Source organism: Arthrobacter sp. K41, assembly GCF_059089645.1.
In genome coordinates this window covers 591,254-609,011 of record NZ_JBNHEW010000003.1, presented here as the reverse complement: position 1 = coordinate 609,011, position 17,758 = coordinate 591,254, and the positions used below count along the sequence as shown (strand labels likewise).

The window sequence follows — 17,758 nt, the reverse complement described above, 5'->3', positions numbered from 1 at the left end:
GTGTCGGCCCCACCGCCTAGACTTGTAGGCATCATGGATATGTTGTTCGACCCGTACTCTGAGGGACCTTTTAAGGCCGCTTCCGCCGCCGCTGTCCGCACCAAATCGCCCTCCGAGGGTGTAGCTGCGGCTCCGGGGGCAGGCGGCAGCGTCCGTGTGGACCGGGCTCCGGAAGGGCAGGGCCACCGGGGGCACCGCCTGGATGCCGCCCAGCTCCTTGAGGGGTTGAACCCCCAGCAGGAAGAGGCGGTCAAACACACCGGTCCGGCCCTGCTGATCGTAGCCGGTGCCGGTTCGGGTAAAACCCGTGTGCTCAGTAACAGGATCGCCTACCTCATCGCCACGGGACGGGCCCACCACGGTGAAATCCTCGCCATCACGTTCACCAACAAGGCCGCCGCGGAAATGCGGGAACGCATTGAAGTGCTGGTGGGCGGCCGCGCGAAGATCATGTGGATCTCCACCTTCCACTCATCCTGCGTCCGTATCCTGAGGCAGGAAGCGGCAAACGTTGGTCTGAAATCCAACTTCTCCATCTACGACTCCGCGGACTCCCTCCGGTTGGTCACGCAGGTGTCAAAGGCACTGGACCTGGATCCCAAGAAGTTCGCACCCAAGGCCATCCAGCACAAAATTTCCGCGCTGAAAAATGAGCTCATCGACGCTGACTCGTTCGCCGCCTCGGCGAACTACAACGATCCCTTCGACCAGGCGGTGGCGGACGTCTTCAAGGGCTATACGCAGCGGCTGCGCCAGGCCAACGCCATGGACTTCGATGACCTCATCGCGGAAACCGTCTACATGTTCCGTGCCTTTCCGGCGCTGGCGGAGTCCTACCGCCGCCGGTTCCGGCATGTCCTGGTGGACGAGTACCAGGACACCAACCACGCCCAGTACGCTTTGGTCCGCGAAATCGTGGGCGAAGGCCCGGGAGCGTCGGAGCTGACGGTGGTGGGCGATTCGGACCAGTCCATTTACGCTTTCCGCGGCGCGGACATCCGCAACATCGTGGAGTTCGAGAAGGACTACCCCGAGGCGCGGACCATCAAGCTGGAGCAGAACTACCGGTCCACGCAAAACATCCTCAGTGCCGCCAACTCCGTTATCTCGCGCAACCCCAACCGTCCCGAGAAGCGGCTGTGGACGGCCGAAGGTGACGGCCACAAAATCGTGGGTTATGTGGGCGAGAACGAGCATGACGAGGCCCAGTTCATTGCCAAGGAAATTGACCGGCTCCAGGACGAGGACAACCTCCGTCCGGGCGATGTCGCCATCTTCTACCGCACCAACGCCCAGTCACGCTCCATCGAAGACGTGCTGGTCCGGGTGGGCCTGCCCTACAGGGTGGTGGGCGGCACCCGCTTCTACGAGCGCAAGGAAATCAAGGATGCCCTCGCGTACCTTCGTGTCTTGGTGAATCCGGACGACGACGTCAACCTCCGCCGGGTGCTCAACGAACCAAAGCGCGGCATTGGGGACAGGGCCGAAGGCGCCGTCGCAGCCCTGGCACAGCGTGAGCGGATCTCCTTTATGGCCGCAGCCCGCCGTGCCGAGCAGGCCCCGGCCATGGCCACCCGCTCCGTCAACGCTGTCCTGGGATTCGTAAAGCTGCTGGATGACCTCGCGGAAGTGGCGGCGGGTTCCGGTGCGGCCGCGGCCTTGGAAGCCGTTCTTGAACAGACCGGTTACCTGGCAACACTGCGCGCCAGTACCGATCCGCAGGACGAGTCCCGGGTGGAAAACCTGGCCGAGCTCGTGGCAGTGGTGCGCGAGTACGAACAGGAAAACCCGGAAGGAACGCTTGAGGCCTTCCTTGAACAGGTGTCCCTGGTGGCCGACGCCGACCAGATTCCGGATGCGCCCGGCGGCGACGCGGAAGACACAGCCGCCGCCGTGGCGGAAGCGAAACGGCTGGGGGTTGTCACGCTGATGACGCTGCACACCGCCAAAGGACTCGAATTCCCGGTGGTGTTCCTGACCGGCATGGAGCACGGGCTGTTCCCGCACCAGCGCTCAGCGACGGATCCAAAGGAACTTGCCGAGGAACGCAGGCTCGCGTACGTGGGGCTCACCCGTGCCCGCAAGCGGCTCTACGTCACCCGCTCCGAGGTCCGCAGCATGTGGGGCCAAAGCCAGTACAACCCTGCCAGCCAGTTCCTGGAGGAGATCCCGGCCGACCTTGTGGAGTGGAAGCGCGAAGGCACCACCAGGCAGGCAGGCTGGGGCGGCGGATCCATCGGGTCCAGCCGTTACAGCGGGTCCTTTTGGGGCGCCGGAACAGCCCGCGGTGCCGTCGCTGACCCGTCGGCCGGCTTCAATGCCGATGTTCCGGCGGTCGTCGCCCGGACGCGGGTGCAGCCGCAGAAGGAGGTCGTTGCCGTCAGTGTGGGGGACAAGGTCAACCACACGAGTTTCGGCAATGGAACGGTCCTGGCGCTGGAGGGGGCGGGGGACAAGACCGTAGCCAAGGTGAAGTTCGACGTCGGCGAAAAGCGGCTGCTGCTGCGCTACGCGCCGCTGACTAAACTCGACGCATAACGCCTACGGGGGACTGTTTTGGGGATTGTTGCCGCCTGGAGGGTGGCGTTACGAGCTGATTTCCGGACCCGCCAAAAGCGCCTCCCTGGCACCTTCAAAGGCGTCAAAAACCCCGTAATTCCGCGGTTTTTCTACGCACCATAGAATAGTGTGCTTACTCACATAAGCGGTAGTCTTGGACGGGCCGGTCCCTCCAAAGGACTAGAGTTCCCAGTGGAGCATCACGCCGCGTGGCTCGTTTCCAACAGGCCTCCGGTGCGAGCAATTCCGCAGCCCGGTCATCGTCTTCTGATGGTGTCCGACTGTACAGAAACTACTTCGACGTAGAAGGACACTAAACCGTGGACCTGTTTGAATACCAGGCGCGCGATATGTTCGAGGCGCACGGTGTACCCGTGCTTGCCGGCATCGTGGCGCACACCCCAGAAGAAGCTAAGGCAGCTGCCGAGAAAATCGGCGGCGTGACTGTTGTTAAAGCACAGGTCAAGGTCGGCGGCCGTGGCAAGGCCGGCGGCGTCAAGGTCGCAAAGGCCGCTGACGAAGCTCTTGAGCATTCCACCAACATCCTGGGCATGGACATCAAGGGCCACACCGTCAACAAGGTGATGATCGCCCAGGGTGCCGATATCGCCGAGGAATACTACTTCTCCGTCCTCCTGGACCGGGCCAACCGCAACTACCTGGCCATGTGCTCGGTCGAAGGCGGCATGGAAATCGAACAGCTCGCCGTCGAACGCCCCGAGGCGCTCGCCAAGATCGCCATCGACCCCGCCGTGGGTATCGACCAGGCCAAGGCCGACGAAATCGTCGCCGCCGCAGGCTTCGCTGAGGAACTCCGCGGCAAGGTGGCCGCAGTGATCCTCAAGCTCTGGGACGTCTTCAAGAAGGAAGACGCCACCCTCGTAGAGGTCAACCCGCTTGTCAAGACCGGCGCCGGTGACATCATTGCGCTGGACGGCAAGGTCACGCTGGACGAGAACGCAGAGTTCCGCCACGCCAAGCACGCCCTCCTTGAGGACAAGGACGCCGCTGATCCCCTCGAGGCCAAGGCAAAGGCGCAGGACCTCAACTACGTCAAGCTGGACGGCGAAGTGGGCATCATCGGCAACGGTGCAGGCCTGGTCATGTCCACCCTTGACGTTGTTGCCTACGCCGGCGAGAACCACGGCAACGTCAAGCCCGCCAACTTCCTGGATATCGGCGGCGGAGCCTCCGCCGAGGTCATGGCCGCAGGCCTGGACGTCATCCTCGGCGATGAGCAGGTCAAGTCCGTCTTCGTCAACGTCTTCGGCGGCATCACCGCCTGTGACGCTGTTGCCAAGGGCATCGTTGGTGCACTGGCCGAGCTGGGCCACTCCGCGAACAAGCCGCTGGTAGTCCGCCTCGACGGCAACAACGTTGAGGAAGGCCGCCGCATCCTGGCCGAGGCAAACCACCCGCTGGTTACCCTGGCCGCAACCATGGACGAGGGCGCCGACAAGGCCGCCGAGCTCGCCAACGCAGCTAAGTAAGGGACGCACCATGTCTATCTATCTGAACAAGGACTCCAAGGTCATCGTCCAGGGCATCACCGGCGGCGAAGGCACCAAGCACACCGCACTGATGCTGAAGGCCGGCACCAACATCGTCGGCGGCGTTAACGCCCGCAAGGCCGGCACCACCGTCCTGCACGGCGACAACGAGATCACCGTCTTCGGCACCGTCAAGGAAGCCATGGCCGAGACCGGCGCCGACGTCTCCATCGTCTTCGTGCCCCCGGCATTCACCAAGACCGCCGTTGTCGAAGCCATCGAAGCCGGCATCGGCCTCGTCGTTGTCATCACCGAAGGTGTTCCGGTCCAGGACTCCGCCGAGTTCTGGGCACTTGCCCAGGCCACGGTGGACGCTGACGGCAACCAGGTCACCCGCATCATCGGACCCAACTGCCCCGGAATCATCACTCCCGGCGAGGCACTGGTCGGGATCACGCCGAACAACATCACGGGCAAGGGCCCTATCGGCCTGGTTTCCAAGTCCGGAACCCTGACCTACCAGATGATGTATGAACTGCGTGACCTCGGCTTCTCCACGGCCATCGGCATCGGCGGCGACCCCATTATCGGCACCACGCACATCGACGCCCTGGCCGCGTTCGAAGCTGACCCCGAGACCGAGGCGATCGTGATGATCGGCGAAATCGGTGGCGACGCAGAAGAGCGTGCCGCCGACTTCATCAAGGCCAACGTCACCAAGCCGGTTGTTGGCTACGTTGCAGGCTTCACGGCTCCCGAAGGCAAGACCATGGGCCACGCCGGCGCCATCGTCTCCGGTTCCGCCGGAACCGCCCAGGCCAAGAAGGAAGCCCTCGAGGCTGCAGGCGTGAAGGTCGGCAAGACGCCGTCCGAAACCGCCAAGCTGCTCCGCGAAGTCTACGCAGCCCTCTAGGCGGCAGCACCACCAGCAAAAGAAGCGGGGCCACCTGCCGTCTTTCCGGACGGCAGGTGGCCCCGCTCTTTGCTTTTTGCTTTCCTGCCCTCAAGTACGACGACGAAGGGGTCCTTCCAGCCGAAGCTGCAGTCCGTCGTCGCGCGCTGTCCTAGACCTTCGCGCTGCTGAGCAGCTCATCGAGCCGTTCGTAGCCTTCGGTCATGCCGCCTTCCATGCCGGACTGCGCCATCCCGTCCCGCGCCTCCTGGGTGGGGTAGACCGAATGGCCCCGCAGCCGGCACCGGCCGTTGCCCAGATCCTCAAACGTCATGAACTCCAGGCTGACCACGTCCGGGTAGCCGCCGAACTCAAAGGTCTGGATGGCGAACTCGTTCTCGCGGACCGTATGGAAGATGCCCTTGAACTCGTAGGGCACCCCTTCCGGGCCCGTGTGCAGGTAGCTGTAGCTGCCACCGGTGCGGAAGTCGTAGTGGTCGATGTCCATTTTGTAGCCCCGCGGCCCAAGCCACTGGACGAGCAGGTCCGGTTCCTTGTGGGCGCGGAACACCTCCGCCACCGGGAAGTCGAACTCGCGCTCGTAGTCGATGAAGGGAAGGCCTTCGGGGACGGTGAGTTTCAGAGAATTGGTCATGACTGTTCCTTTGCCTTGGCGCCGCCATGCCCGGCGCTGGATTCAAGCACGGCATCCAGGCTGCGGAACTGCTCCTCGCGGACCAACCTGTACTGGTCAATCCAGGCGGTGAGTGCCTCCAGCCGTGCGGGGTTCAGGTGGACGGGCCGGCGCTGGGCATCCCTGCTGCGGGTGACCAGCTGCGCCTGCTCGAGTACCTGTATGTGCTTCGAGATTCCCTGCTTGGACATCTCAAAGGGTTCCGCCAGTTCGTTTACGGTGGCCGGTCCCCGGCTGAGCCTTGCGATGATGCTTCTCCGCACGGGATCAGCCAGCGCCATGAATGCGGAGTCGAGGGCCGCGCTTTCGGGAATCATTCCTACCTCTTTAGTCAACCAACAGCTTTATCAACTGCTTGGTTGTTTAAGGGTAGGGCTGGGCACGCTCCAACGCAAGCCCCAGTCCTGAAATAGGCTGAAAGGATGAACGACCCCTCGCAACTCCCCGTCCCCCTGGTCCGTCAGGGCAGGACACCGTGAACCTCTCCGGGAATTTGGGCCCAAGCCCCCGCAGCCTCGAAGTGAACGACCTCGCCGTCTTCGACCAACTGGTCGCCGCGCGCGGAACGGAGCTGGACGGCTGGCACGCCCAGTCGCTCGACCTGCGCGGCCGGGCCCCGGCCCTGGAACAGGTGAAGGTTGAGGGGGCCATCTTCCTTGGCTGCACCTTTGACGACGGGATGGAGGACACCCTGCGACGCCGGGGAGCCCTGATTTTCCCTCGCCTCGAGTCAGTACCCTTCAACCCCTACCGGGCAGAGCTGTACTCTCCCGCCGAGCTTTACGCCGGCTTAAAGGAGGCCCCGTATGAAGAACTGCCGGACGCCCGCATCTACCAGTGGAGCATTCAGCCAGGGCAGCGGCACCGGCTGGACGCCACCCTCGCCTCAGCGCTGCACGACCACGCCATCGGCGATGCGCTGGAGGAAGCCATCCGTTCCGGCCCCTTCACAGCCCGGTCCGTGGTGGGCGTCATGGGCGGGCACGCAGCCCAGCGGGCAAGTGCCGACTATACCCAGGCAGCCCGGCTCGGCAGGCTGCTTGCCCGGGAGGGGCATGTGGTGGCGACCGGCGGGGGACCGGGAGCCATGGAGGCCGCCAACCTGGGCGCCTATCTCAGCCAGGCGGACGACGCCGGGCTGGAGGCTGCGCTGGCAGGGCTCGCCTCCGTCCCGGGGTTCCGTCCCTCGGTGTCCGCATGGGCGCGGGCGGCGGCAGCCGTCGTCGACCGCTATCCGGACGGAACGCCGTCGCTGGGCATCCCCACCTGGTTCTACGGCCATGAGCCGCCCAACTACTTCGCCACCCACACCGCCAAGTACTTCGCCAATGCCATCCGCGAGGCCATCCTGCTGGAGCTTTGCCAAGGCGGCATCATTTTCCTGCCCGGAGCCGCCGGAACCGTGCAGGAGATTTTCCAGGACGCTTGTGAAAACTACTACGGCGCCCGCGAGAAAATTACACCAATGGTGCTGGTGGGCAGGCACCACTGGGAGCACCAGTATCCGGCCTGGCAGATGCTGCGCAGCCTGGCCGCGGGCAGGCCAATGGCGGACCGGATTTTCCTGGTGGACACCGTGGATGAGGCAGTGAAGGTTTTGGGGACCTGACCGCGGCCTGGCCGTTGTTATCCGGCTGCTCAGAGGTCCTTGCGGCACTGGGCTTTGCTCAACGCGTACAAGCCGTTGAGGTCCCCTTCGGACAGCCCCTCGGGAGTGCCGATTTCCGGGTACATCAGCTGGGTGGGATCCTCCACATGGTCCAGCCCCATCACATGGCTGAGCTCGTGCAGGATCACAGCAGTGGCATACAGGTGGCCGTTGGGATTCAACAGCTCATCGGCTATCTGCGGTGCGTCCAGGTCGAGGCCGCCGGTTACAAAGGTCTTCGGGCCGTCGTCGTAGCCGTAGTGGGTGCTGCCTCCGGTGCCAATCACCTTGCCCTTGAGCTGCGGGGCCACCTCCGGGGTAGTCCACGCGATGAGCAGCGGGGCCCAGCGATCGCCGTAGGCGTCCGGCTGGTAGGGCGGCCGCTGCGGCGATGGCAGTTCGCGGGTGGTGCCATCGTAGATGAACGTTATTCCGGTGGCAGCGGAAACAACAGCGATGGCTTCCGGGACCAAGTGCTGCGCGCCCGCGGGCGCCAGCTCGTCATTGATGACGTAGTGCAGCGGCCGGCACGGAGAGTACCCTACCGGGCTGCCGTCGCCGTTAACCGCAAGAAACTGGTAGGAATCGTTGGCCACGGCTGGCGGCACAGGCGCGCTCAAGGGGGCGGCTCCTTCCCCGACTCCCGCCGGCGGCGCTCCCGTCCGTGCCCCCGCAGGCTGTCCGACGGATTCCGATGCGGCACCGCCTTGGGGGCCGCCTTCCTGTCCGCCGGCACCCGGCCCAAGGCGAACGTCGAGGAGGTCCTTGAACCGCGGATCATCAAGCACCAGCGCTGCCACCAACAACGCCGCGGAGAACAGGGCACCCGTAAGCACGAACCGAAGGGCCCTTGCGCTGCTTCCAGGGCGTGCCCGCCTTCCGGCACGGCGTGGTGGTTGTCCGTCCACTACAGCACCCCCACATGTCGCCAGCTCATCCGCTGCCGCCAGCGGACCTGTTGCCAGTGCACTTTACAGCCCGTGGTCAATCGACAGCAGGCAACTGCTACTGGACAACCGTGCCGAAGACCAGCCCCAGCAGGTAGGTAACCGCCGCGGCGCCCAGCCCGATGGCGAGCTGGCGCAGCCCGCGGGTTAGCGGGGACGTGCCGGAGAGCAGGCCGACGATGCCGCCGGTGACCAGCAGGGCAACGCCTACAAGCACGCCTGCCACCATCAGGGCGGCTGCGCCGGTCATGCCGAACAGGAACGGCAAAATCGGGACGATGGCGCCCGAGGCAAAGAAGCAGAAGCTGGAGAGCGCCGCACCCCAGGCTGTGCCCACGGCTTCGTGCTGGTCCCCGGCCTCGGGAAGTTCCGGCTGCAGGGACAGGCTGGGGTCACAGTCGCAGGACAGGAGGCCCATGCGTTCGGCAACGCGGTGCTGCGCTGCTTCCTGTGACATACCCCTGGCCAGGTAAACGAGCAGCAATTCGTTGTGCTCAAGGTCCAGTTTGGGGGCCGCGGCCAGGGTGACCTGGGTGGGCCGGGTGGCTGCCAGGAGTTCCCGCTGCGAGCGGACCGAGATGAACTCGCCGGCTCCCATGGACATGGCACCTGCCAGCAAACCCGCAATGCCGCTGAGCAGCACTACGCTGCTGGCCACACCGGATGCGGCCATGCCCATCACCAGGGAAAGGTTGCTGACCAGGCCGTCGTTGGCGCCGAAGACGGCGGCGCGGAAGGTTCCGGCAAGCCGATTGCGGCCGCGCGTGGCCAGTCCACGGACCACTTCCTCGTGGATCTGCTCGTCTGCGGCCATCGCATCCGTTGCGTTGGGGTCCTTGGCGTAGGGGGAGCGCCCCTCCGCACGCTGGGCCAGGGCCAGCACGAACACCGAACCGAAGTGTCGGGCCAGGAAACCGAGCACCTGGCTGCGGATGGAGGCCGGGCGGGGCTTGCCGGCGTGCTGGCCGAGGAGACCCAGCCAGTGGGCTTCGTGCCGTCCTTCCGCTTCCGCAAGGGCCAGGAGGATGTCGCGTTCCTCACCCTGCCGGTTTTGCGCCAGGTCACGGTAGACAGCGGCCTCGGCCCGTTCATCCGCCAGGTACTGGCGCCAGCGCCGGATATCCGCGGCGGAGGGCGGGGGCACCGGCGGGGCTGCCGGTGAAGGCGCTGAGGGGCCGGTGGCGGCAGGGCCGGAATCCGCGGAAAACGGCTCTGACGGGGTGTCACGGTGGCGGTATGCATCGGCGTGCTGAGACACGTAAACTCCTGGGCTGGATGGGGCGTGGTGCGGCCCCATTGCCCCGCCAGCTTACCGCGGAAATCCGCGGTTTTTCGGCTGGCTTCCCTACCTGGGAAGTTTCGGTTCCCCTCAAAAATGCAGGGGTTTAGGGCCTTCCGGCCGCCGTTCGCTGGCCCTTGACCACGGCAACCCGCGGTGCTGTGATGAAACTGTGGCGCTCGCCGGCGCCCACCAAAAGAGCACGTCAGAGGCGAACAAACGGAGGTAGCACAATGAACACCACCGGACAGCACCCGGACATGCCCCACCTGGATTCGGTGGAAGCCGATCCCGCTTATGACTATGCCGAGGATGTGCCCGTCATGAAGGAAGACTGGGACGCTGAGGATGAATTCCTGGATGCGGAGGAGCCCGTAGTCCAGACGCCGCCCGTAGTCATCGACGCGGAGGAACGCGTGGTTCCCCTGGATGACGACGAGTTCCGCGAGACGACTGAATAGCGCGAAACCGGAAGAGAACTGACGACGGCGGCACCTCACCTTCGCTTGGTAGCGAGGGTGAGGTGCCGCCGTCGTCCGGGTGACCGTTAAGCTGCCGTCAGGAGGCCGTAACTGCTTCCGGCGCCTCGGTGTCCTGCCCGGAAACGCGGCGCTGCCAGTTGCGCATCACCTGGGGGTCGGTGGGCTTTGTCAGCAGGGAGACCGTGACGTACACCACGGCGGATGCGAGCAAGCCGTAGTAGATGGGTTCGTTGGCGTAGATGCCGTCCAGCGGCGCCTTTGCGTTGATTTCCAGGATGATCATGGTGCCAAGCGTGACGACCGAGCCCACGGCCATGGAAGCGGCCGCGGCCACGCCGGTGCCGCGCTTCCAGACCAGGCCACCGAGGATGGCGACCAGGAGGCCCCCCACCAGGATGTCGTACGCGATGGTCAGGGCCGCCACCACGTCCTTGGTGATGATGGCGATGACGATGGCAACGATGCCCAGGGTGAGGACCCAGATGCGGTTGGCCTTGACGTCGTGTTCCGGGTTGTCCGTGTCCTCGGTGTTGACCGTCTTGCCAAACCAGCTGGCCACAAACGGCAGGACGTCCGCGCGGGCAACTGTTGCGGCCGCGATGAGGGCCCCTGATGCCGTGGACATCATTGCTGCCACAGCGGCGGCCAGGACCAGCCCGGCGATTCCGATGGGCAGCAGGCTCTGGGCCACTTCAGCGTAGACGTCGTCCTTCGCGGCAATTTCGATGTCGGCCAGCGCCACGCTGGCGGCCATGCCGATCAGTGCGCCGGCAACACCGTAGAGGATGCAATAGATGCCGGCGGTGGCGCCGCCCCACCTGGCCACCTTGGCTGTCTTGGCAGTAAAGACGCGCTGCCAGATGTCCTGGCCGATCAGCAGGCCGAGGGTGTACACCACGAAGTAGGTGATGATGGTCTGCAGGCCGATGCCGTCGATCTGGAAAAAGCTCTCGTCCACCCGGCTGCGGATGCCGTCGATGCCGCCGGCGGCGTTGAAGGTGAACGGGAGCATCAGGAAGAAGATCCCGACCGTCTTGATGATGAACTGCACCTGGTCAGCGAGGGTGATGGACCACATGCCGCCCACCGTGGAATAGATCAGCACGATGGCGCCGCCGACGGCGATGGCCAGTGCGCGGTCCCAGTCGAAGAGCACCACGAAGATGGTGGCGTAGGCGCCGGTGGAGGTGGCGCAAAGCATCAGTGTGTACGCGAGCATCACGATGCCCGAAGCCTCGGTGGCCCTGCTGCCGTACCTCAGCGTGAGCATCTGCGACACGGTGTAGATCTTCAGCTTCTGGATGGTCCCGGCAAACAGCAGGCTAAGGAGCAGGACACCGGCGCCAATGGCGACGACCAGCCACATGCCGGAGATGCCGAATTTGTAGCCGAGGCCTACCCCGCCCACTGTCGAGGCGCCGCCCAGGACGACGGCCGCCATGGTCCCGGTGTAAAGGAACGGGCCAAGGCGGCGGCCGGCCACGAGGAAGTCGCTGTTGTTCTTGGTGCGGGACTTCCCCCACCAGCCGAATGCCAGCATTGCGAGAAGGTACACCACCACGATGGCGATGTTGATGACATTTGCGTCCACGAGGACTCCTTGGAGCTGTTGGCAGCCGGGTGGTTCCGGGAAAGGGAGCCGGGAGCCGCTGCACGAGGGGGATGAGGCTGAGAGTCGAATCTCGGATATTGCCCTATAGGCAACAGATGTTTTCCAAAGAGTAGGCTGTGACCGTGGTAACAGTCAAGAGAATGCACGCTTGCCCGGCCACGAGCGCCATGCACGCGTCACAGAAGCCGCTGGCTATTAGTATTGCTCCAGAGTGGGGCCGGGCGGCCGGCCGTGAAAGGTACGCAGATGAAGGCACTGCCAGTTGAGCCCAGCAACGTACCTGTTGCCATTGGCTCCCGGATCCGCGCCGCGAGGCAGTCCCAGCGGCTCACCATTGAGCAGGTCGCTGACGCCACGGGACTCACCAAGGGGTTTCTCAGCCGGGTTGAGCGTGACCTGACATCCCCTTCCGTAGCCTCGCTGGTAACGCTGTGCCAGGTCCTCTCCATCTCCATTGGTGAATTGTTTGCCGCCCCGGAAACGCACCTCACCAAACGCAACGACGGCCCCCGGATCTCCCTTGGCGGCCAGGGGATCGTGGAGCGCCTGCTTACGGCTCGTTCGGAGCGGCGCATCCAGATCATCCAGGCCTGCATCGAACCGCACGGCCGCGGCGAGACGGAGCTCTACGCCGTCGACTGCGACGTCGACGTCCTTCACGTCATCAAAGGCAGCATCCGGCTGATTCTCACCAACGAGGAATATGACCTCACCACAGGGGATACCGTGACCTTCCCCGGCCGGGAACCACACACCTGGGTCAACCCGACGGATAAGCCGGTCGAGGTTCTCTGGGTTCTGGTTCCCGCCGCCAGCCGCTGACAGCCCCTTGTCTTCTTTCGTTGATGCCCTGGGCTGGTCGTGCCTCAAGCCAGGCTTGGCCGGTAAACAACTGGTGCACATATGAAAACAAGCTGTATGATGGCAGTCACATCCATTCTCAACTCCTCGAAGGAGAGGCCTCCATTGGAAGAGCTGCGCATAGAAGCCAACGGCAACCTTGGCCCCATCGATTCATCCCGTATTCCCCGGTACGCAGGGGCAGCCACTTATGCCCGGCTTCCCCGCCTGGACCAGGTGCAAAAGGCGGACATCACGGTGGTGGGTGTTCCTTTCGACTCCGGCGTCTCCTACCGTCCGGGAGCCCGCTTCGGTGCGAACCACGTTCGCGAGGCAAGCCGGCTGCTGCGCCCCTACAACCCGGCCTGGGACGTCAGCCCCTTCGAGAATGTCCAGGTGGCCGACGCCGGGGACATGGCGGTCAACCCGTTCAATATCAACGAGGCCATCGAGACTGTCCAGCAGAACGCGCTGGACCTCACCGCCGGCGGCAGCAAGCTGGTGACCCTTGGCGGCGACCACACCATCGCCCTGCCCTTGCTCCGTGCAGCCGCCGAGCGCGCCGGCGAACCTATCGCCATGCTGCACTTCGACGCCCACCTTGATACCTGGGACACCTACTTCGGTGCCGAATACACCCACGGCACCCCGTTCCGCCGCGCCGTCGAGGAGGGCATCCTGGACACCGAGGCCATCAGCCACATCGGAACCCGCGGGCCGCTCTACGGCAAAAAGGATCTCGACGACGACCACCGCTTTGGGTTCGGTATCGTCACCTCCGCAGACGTCTACTACCAGGGCGTCCTCGAAACGGTGGCCAAGGTCCGCGACCGGATCGGCAACCGCCCCCTCTACATCTCTGTGGACATTGACGTCCTTGATCCGGCACACGCACCCGGAACCGGCACCCCGGAAGCGGGCGGCATCACCAGCCGCGAACTGCTGGAAATCATCCGCGGCTTCCGCGGCATGAACCTGGTGGGCGCCGACGTCGTGGAAGTGGCCCCCGCCTACGACCACGCCGAGATCACCGGTGTTGCAGCAAGCCATGTCGCCTACGAACTGGTGACCCTTCTGGCGGACAACGCCGTCGCCGGGGATCGGTTCGGAGCCGAAACAGGCTATGCAGCGCAAGCCCTTGGCCAGGAAGCCCGCCGCCCCGCAGGCTTCGCCGCAGCCGGCAAGGAGTAGCCAGGATGATTGGTTCCGATCCGGGGATGGCAGCTCCGAGGAAAGGCACGGATGCCCGCAACGGCGGGGACCTCGTCGTGGAAACCCTTGAGGCGCTGGGCGCGAAAACCGTCTTTGGCATCCCCGGCCAGCATGCACTGGGACTCTTCGACGCGATGGGCAGGGGCAACCTGCAGTTTGTGTCATCCCGGGTGGAGAACAACTCGGCGTTTGCCGCCGACGGGTACTCCCGCGCCACCGGTGAAGTGGGCGTCCTCTTCCTTTCCACCGGGCCCGGAGCCCTGACATCGCTGGCCGGGCTGCAGGAAGCCTACGCGACGGGGGTTCCCATGGTGGTGGTGGCCAGCCAAATCCCGCTCGAGGGCCTCGGCGCCCGGCGCAAGGGCATGCTGCACCAGCTCGATGACCAGAAGGCTTCGGCGGCCAACGTCACCAAGAGCCAGCGGCTGATCCAGCACGCATCGGGCATTCCGTCCGCGATCCAGGACGCATGGACCGAGGCGATTTCCTCGCCGCAGGGACCGGTATGGCTCGAGATCCCGCAGAACGTCCTGCTCGATCCGATCATGGTGCCGCCGGTGGAGGATGCCCTTGCTGAAGCTGCGGACAACCCGCCCCGGGTGGAACTGGTCCGCGAAGCCGTGAAATGGCTGCAGGCCGCGAAGCGTCCGGCCATTATTGCCGGCGGCGGCACACGGCGGGGCCGGGCCGAAAAGCCACTGCTCTCCATCGCGGAGAAACTTCGCGCCCCGGTGATCTGTACTCCTGGCGGCAATGGCGCTTTCCCCTGGAACCATGAGCTGTCGCTGCAGTCCTGGATCGAGGACCGCTACATGACCGATCTTCTGGAGGACGCCGACGTCCTGGTGGTGGTGGGTTCGTCCCTCGGCGAAGTCACCTCCAACTACTTCACCTTCGAGCCGCGCGGCAGGATCATCCAGATTGACGCCGAACCCCGGGTTCTGGAGTCAAACCGCCCGGGGCTGGGGATCCGTGCTGACGCCGGGCAGGCCCTCGCCGCCCTCGACGAGGCGCTTGCAGCTGGAAGCGGAGCCACCCCCGACTGGCACGGCACCCCGCCCGAGGACCTGGTGAAGGAATCGCTGGCGAAGGTCCGCGCACGCCTCGAGGCCCAGGACCTCGGCAAGGAACTGAAGTTCATGGCCGACATCCGCGAAGCAGTCCCGGCGGACATGCAGACCTTCTGGGACATGACCATTTCGGCCTACTGGGGCTGGAGCTGCTGGGACGCCCGCGAAGGCCAGTTCCACTCCGCGCAGGGCGCCGGCGGGCTGGGCTACGGCTTCCCCGCAGCCATCGGCGCAGCAGTTGGACTGCAAACCGTGGGCAAGCCGGGCCGGGTCCTCGCGGTCTCCGGCGATGGCTCGTCGATGTATTCGATTTCCGAGCTGGCCACCGCCAAGCAGCACAACGTTCCGGTCACGTGGTTGATCGTGGACGATGGCGGCTACGGAATCCTGCGCGAGTACATGGTGGGTGCCTTCGGCAAGGCCACCGCCACCGAACTCGCACGTCCGGATTTCGTCAAACTCGCCGAAGCATTCGGCGTGCCGGCCGCAAGAGTTGCACCTGAGGACGTGGGGGAGGCGCTTAAGGCCGGCTTCGCAGCGGACGGGCCCAACGTCGTCGTCGTCGAAACCCTCCTGAAGATGTTCGCCCCTACCCACCTTCCCGAATAACCCGCCGGGCTCCCAGCCAGGCACAAACAGTCGAAGGCCCCGCAACACGAGTCCGTGTGGCGGGGCCTTCCTGGCAACCGCTCCGCCTGATGGGGGACAGGCGGAGAAGCTGACACCAACCTAATGGAAAGCATGCTTACTTTCAACCTGGGGCGGTTCTGTCCCTCAGGGTTCCGACTCCGGGGCTGTTAGTTTCCCAAAGCAACCATTTACCTATATAGTTGCTTCAGGCAAACAAGTAGGGAGCGCCTGAAACCATGGCAGTAGCACCGGATACAGCAGCGGATCTCGTGTACCAGATATTCGACCTCCAGCGGGCGGTGCGGTGCATTGCCACCGCCAGCGTGCGTGGGCAGGGCACCGGGATCGCGCTCCAGGGCGTCCTGCGCTTCGTCGGCGAAGGGGAATCCCGTGCCACGCGCCTGGCCGAGCGGTTGGGGGTGAGCGCCCCGGTCCTCAGCCGCCACATTGCCGACCTTGAAGAGCATGGGCTCGTGGTCCGCAGGCAGGATCCCGACGACGGCCGGGCCCAGTTGGTTGCCCTCACGCCCCTGGGCGAGGAAAGGCTCCGCCACGTCGAGGAGCAGCGGACAGCTGTTCTGCAGGACTACCTGCGCACCTGGAGCGAGGAAGACGCGGGCAACACCGCGAAAATCCTGCACAAACTCACCGAATCACTCCTGCAATCAGCCCGGGCAAAGGCGGCCGGCACCTTCCAACCCATCCCTAGGAGCTGACCCATGGCAACCCATACCGAAACAAGCCAAACCGCCGCCCCGGCGTTATCCGGCGCACTCGCGGAAACACCTCCGGAGATGTCCCACCGCCAAATCATGGAAGCCCTAACCGGGCTCCTGGCGGCCTTCTTCACAGCAATCCTCAGCAGCACCATCGTGGCCAACGCGCTGCCCACCATCATGTCCGATCTGCACGGAACGCAGACGGACTTCGCCTGGGTCATCACGGCCGCGCTGCTGGCCAACGCCGCCACCACCCCCATCTGGGGCAAGCTTGCAGACCTCTTTAACAAAAAGGTCCTGGTCCAGCTCAGCATCGTGGTCTTCGTGGCCGGTTCCGTGATGGCTGGGCTGTCCGAGACCATCCCGCTGCTCCTCGTGGCCCGGGTCATCCAGGGCGTCGCCATGGGTGGCCTCACCGCCCTCGCCCAAGCCATCATCGGCACCATGATCCCGCCGCGTGACCGTGGCAAGTACTCCGGGTACATGGGCGCGGTGATGGCCGTCGGCACCGCCGGCGGGCCGCTGCTGGGCGGCTTTATCGTGGACAGCCCGCTCGGCTGGCGCTGGACCTTCTTCGTCTGCGTGCCGCTCGCCGTCGTGGCACTGATCCTGCTGCAGGTCACCCTCAAAATCAGCCACGTCCGCCGGCCCGCTAAAATCGACTGGCTCGGGTCCATCCTGCTCACTTCGGGCGTGAGCCTGCTGCTGATCTGGGTCTCCTTCGCAGGCAACCCCGCCTACTACGACTGGATCTCCTGGCAGTCCGCCCTCATGGTGGGCGGCGGCGTCGTTCTGCTCGCGCTGCTGGTCCTGGTGGAATCAAAGGTTGAGGAGCCCATCATCCCGCTCAAGATCATCTCCGAGCGCACCACGGCCCTGGCCATCGTCGCGTCCGTGGCTGTGGGTGTCGCAATGTTTGGTTCATCCACGTTCCTGGGCCAGTACTTCCAGGTGGCCCGCGGCGCGACCCCCACCGAGGCCGGGCTCCTCACCCTGCCCATGATCGCCGGAAACCTGGCCGGATCGGTGGCAACCGGCCTGCTGATCAGCCGCACGGGCAAGTGGAAGGGCTACCTGATTGCCGGTTCGGTCCTGCTGATCGGCGGACTCGGGCTGGCCGGCACCATGGACCACACCACGGAGCTTTGGCACGCAGGCGTCTTCACCGCGGTACTGGGCCTGGGCCTGGGCATGCTGATGCAGAACCTCGTCCTGGCGGTCCAGAACACGGTCCGGGCTGCGGACATCGGGACGGCCAGCGCATCGGTGGCGTTCTTCCGGTCCGTGGGCGGCGCCATCGGCGTATCGGTTCTCGGCGCCGTCCTGGCCAACAGGGTCAGCGAACTTGCCACGCAGGGACTGACAGCAGCCGGAATTCCGGTGCAGGGAGGCTCCGCCGGCTCCAGCATGGACCTGGCCCACATGCCCGAACCCGTCCGCGAAATCATGCGCGCCGCCTATGGTGACGCCACCGCGGAGGTCTTCCTGATCTCCGCCGCGGTGACCGTTGTCGCGCTGGTATCCGTGCTGTTCATCAAGGAAAAGCCGCTGCGGCGCACGGTGGACATCCAGCCCCTGCAACCGGCGCCGGAGAAGGAAAGCACGACGCCGGCCCCAGCCTCCGCTGCCCCGTGAACCCCGGCATTACTCCTCCGGGATGTTCTTGTGCTGGGCTGTTTCACCA

Annotated in this window: 15 protein-coding genes; 10 read left to right on the top strand and 5 right to left on the bottom strand. The window is 65.0% G+C overall.

Annotated elements, in window-relative coordinates; all coding sequences use genetic code 11:
• The first annotated feature begins 33 nt into the window (after nt 1-33).
• From pcrA to sucD, 3 genes are all read left to right on the top strand, one after another.
• On the top strand, nt 34-2,538 hold the full coding sequence (pcrA, locus tag AC5RTE_RS10350) for a DNA helicase PcrA (protein WP_494041286.1): 2,505 nt from the start codon (nt 34-36) through the stop codon (nt 2,536-2,538).
• 341 nt (nt 2,539-2,879) lie between these two features.
• Complete coding sequence (gene sucC / locus AC5RTE_RS10345) at nt 2,880-4,049, top strand: ADP-forming succinate--CoA ligase subunit beta (protein ID WP_494041285.1); 1,170 nt, start codon at nt 2,880-2,882, stop codon at nt 4,047-4,049.
• Nucleotides 4,050-4,059: 10 nt separating this feature from the next.
• Nucleotides 4,060-4,962 carry a succinate--CoA ligase subunit alpha gene (gene sucD / locus AC5RTE_RS10340; RefSeq protein ID WP_494041284.1) on the top strand — a complete coding sequence of 301 codons (903 nt, stop codon included), beginning with the start codon at nt 4,060-4,062 and terminating at the stop codon, nt 4,960-4,962.
• Between the two features lie 151 nt (nt 4,963-5,113).
• On the opposite strand, the gene AC5RTE_RS10335 is transcribed toward sucD, so the two are convergent.
• Together AC5RTE_RS10335 and AC5RTE_RS10330 are read right to left on the bottom strand one after the other, a co-directional pair.
• On the bottom strand, nt 5,114-5,596 hold the full coding sequence (locus tag AC5RTE_RS10335) for an SRPBCC family protein (protein ID WP_494041283.1): 483 nt from the start codon (nt 5,594-5,596) through the stop codon (nt 5,114-5,116).
• Nucleotides 5,593-5,952 carry an ArsR/SmtB family transcription factor gene (locus tag AC5RTE_RS10330; RefSeq protein ID WP_494041282.1) on the bottom strand — a complete coding sequence of 120 codons (360 nt, stop codon included), beginning with the start codon at nt 5,950-5,952 and terminating at the stop codon, nt 5,593-5,595. The genes AC5RTE_RS10335 and AC5RTE_RS10330 overlap by 4 nt, the downstream gene beginning before the upstream one ends.
• Before the next feature lie 158 nt (nt 5,953-6,110).
• Here AC5RTE_RS10330 and AC5RTE_RS10325 point away from each other — a divergent pair, with 158 nt between their 5' ends.
• On the top strand, nt 6,111-7,244 hold the full coding sequence (locus AC5RTE_RS10325; RefSeq protein WP_494041281.1) for an LOG family protein: 1,134 nt from the start codon (nt 6,111-6,113) through the stop codon (nt 7,242-7,244).
• A gap of 29 nt (nt 7,245-7,273) precedes the next feature.
• On the opposite strand, the gene AC5RTE_RS10320 is transcribed toward AC5RTE_RS10325, so the two are convergent.
• Together AC5RTE_RS10320 and AC5RTE_RS10315 are read right to left on the bottom strand one after the other, a co-directional pair.
• Nucleotides 7,274-8,191 (bottom strand): matrixin family metalloprotease, encoded by a 918-nt coding sequence (locus tag AC5RTE_RS10320; RefSeq protein WP_494041280.1) that lies wholly within the window; start codon nt 8,189-8,191, stop codon nt 7,274-7,276.
• A gap of 97 nt (nt 8,192-8,288) precedes the next feature.
• On the bottom strand, nt 8,289-9,488 hold the full coding sequence (locus AC5RTE_RS10315; protein WP_494041279.1) for a VIT1/CCC1 transporter family protein: 1,200 nt from the start codon (nt 9,486-9,488) through the stop codon (nt 8,289-8,291).
• 254 nt (nt 9,489-9,742) lie between these two features.
• Between AC5RTE_RS10315 and AC5RTE_RS10310 the strand changes: the two genes are divergently transcribed.
• On the top strand, nt 9,743-9,970 hold the full coding sequence (locus AC5RTE_RS10310) for a hypothetical protein (RefSeq protein ID WP_494041278.1): 228 nt from the start codon (nt 9,743-9,745) through the stop codon (nt 9,968-9,970).
• A gap of 97 nt (nt 9,971-10,067) precedes the next feature.
• Here AC5RTE_RS10310 and AC5RTE_RS10305 read toward each other — a convergent pair whose 3' ends face one another.
• Nucleotides 10,068-11,582 carry a sodium:solute symporter family protein gene (locus AC5RTE_RS10305; protein ID WP_494041277.1) on the bottom strand — a complete coding sequence of 505 codons (1,515 nt, stop codon included), beginning with the start codon at nt 11,580-11,582 and terminating at the stop codon, nt 10,068-10,070.
• Between the two features lie 267 nt (nt 11,583-11,849).
• Between AC5RTE_RS10305 and AC5RTE_RS10300 the strand changes: the two genes are divergently transcribed.
• The 5 genes from AC5RTE_RS10300 (at nt 11,850) to AC5RTE_RS10280 (ending at nt 17,709) form a co-directional block, all read left to right on the top strand.
• Entirely contained in the window at nt 11,850-12,425 is a 576-nt protein-coding gene (locus AC5RTE_RS10300) for a helix-turn-helix domain-containing protein (protein ID WP_494041276.1), read from the top strand.
• A 144-nt stretch (nt 12,426-12,569) separates the two neighbouring features.
• On the top strand, nt 12,570-13,634 hold the full coding sequence (gene speB, locus AC5RTE_RS10295) for an agmatinase (protein WP_494041352.1): 1,065 nt from the start codon (nt 12,570-12,572) through the stop codon (nt 13,632-13,634).
• Nucleotides 13,635-13,639: 5 nt separating this feature from the next.
• Entirely contained in the window at nt 13,640-15,334 is a 1,695-nt protein-coding gene (locus tag AC5RTE_RS10290) for a thiamine pyrophosphate-binding protein (protein ID WP_494041275.1), read from the top strand.
• A gap of 257 nt (nt 15,335-15,591) precedes the next feature.
• The gene (locus AC5RTE_RS10285) at nt 15,592-16,071 is read left to right on the top strand and encodes a MarR family winged helix-turn-helix transcriptional regulator (protein ID WP_494041274.1); all 480 of its coding nucleotides are present in this window, start codon (nt 15,592-15,594) and stop codon (nt 16,069-16,071) included.
• Nucleotides 16,072-16,149: 78 nt separating this feature from the next.
• Nucleotides 16,150-17,709, top strand: a complete 1,560-nt coding sequence (locus AC5RTE_RS10280; protein WP_494041351.1) for an MFS transporter — start codon at nt 16,150-16,152, stop codon at nt 17,707-17,709.
• The last annotated feature ends 49 nt before the right edge of the window (nt 17,710-17,758 follow it).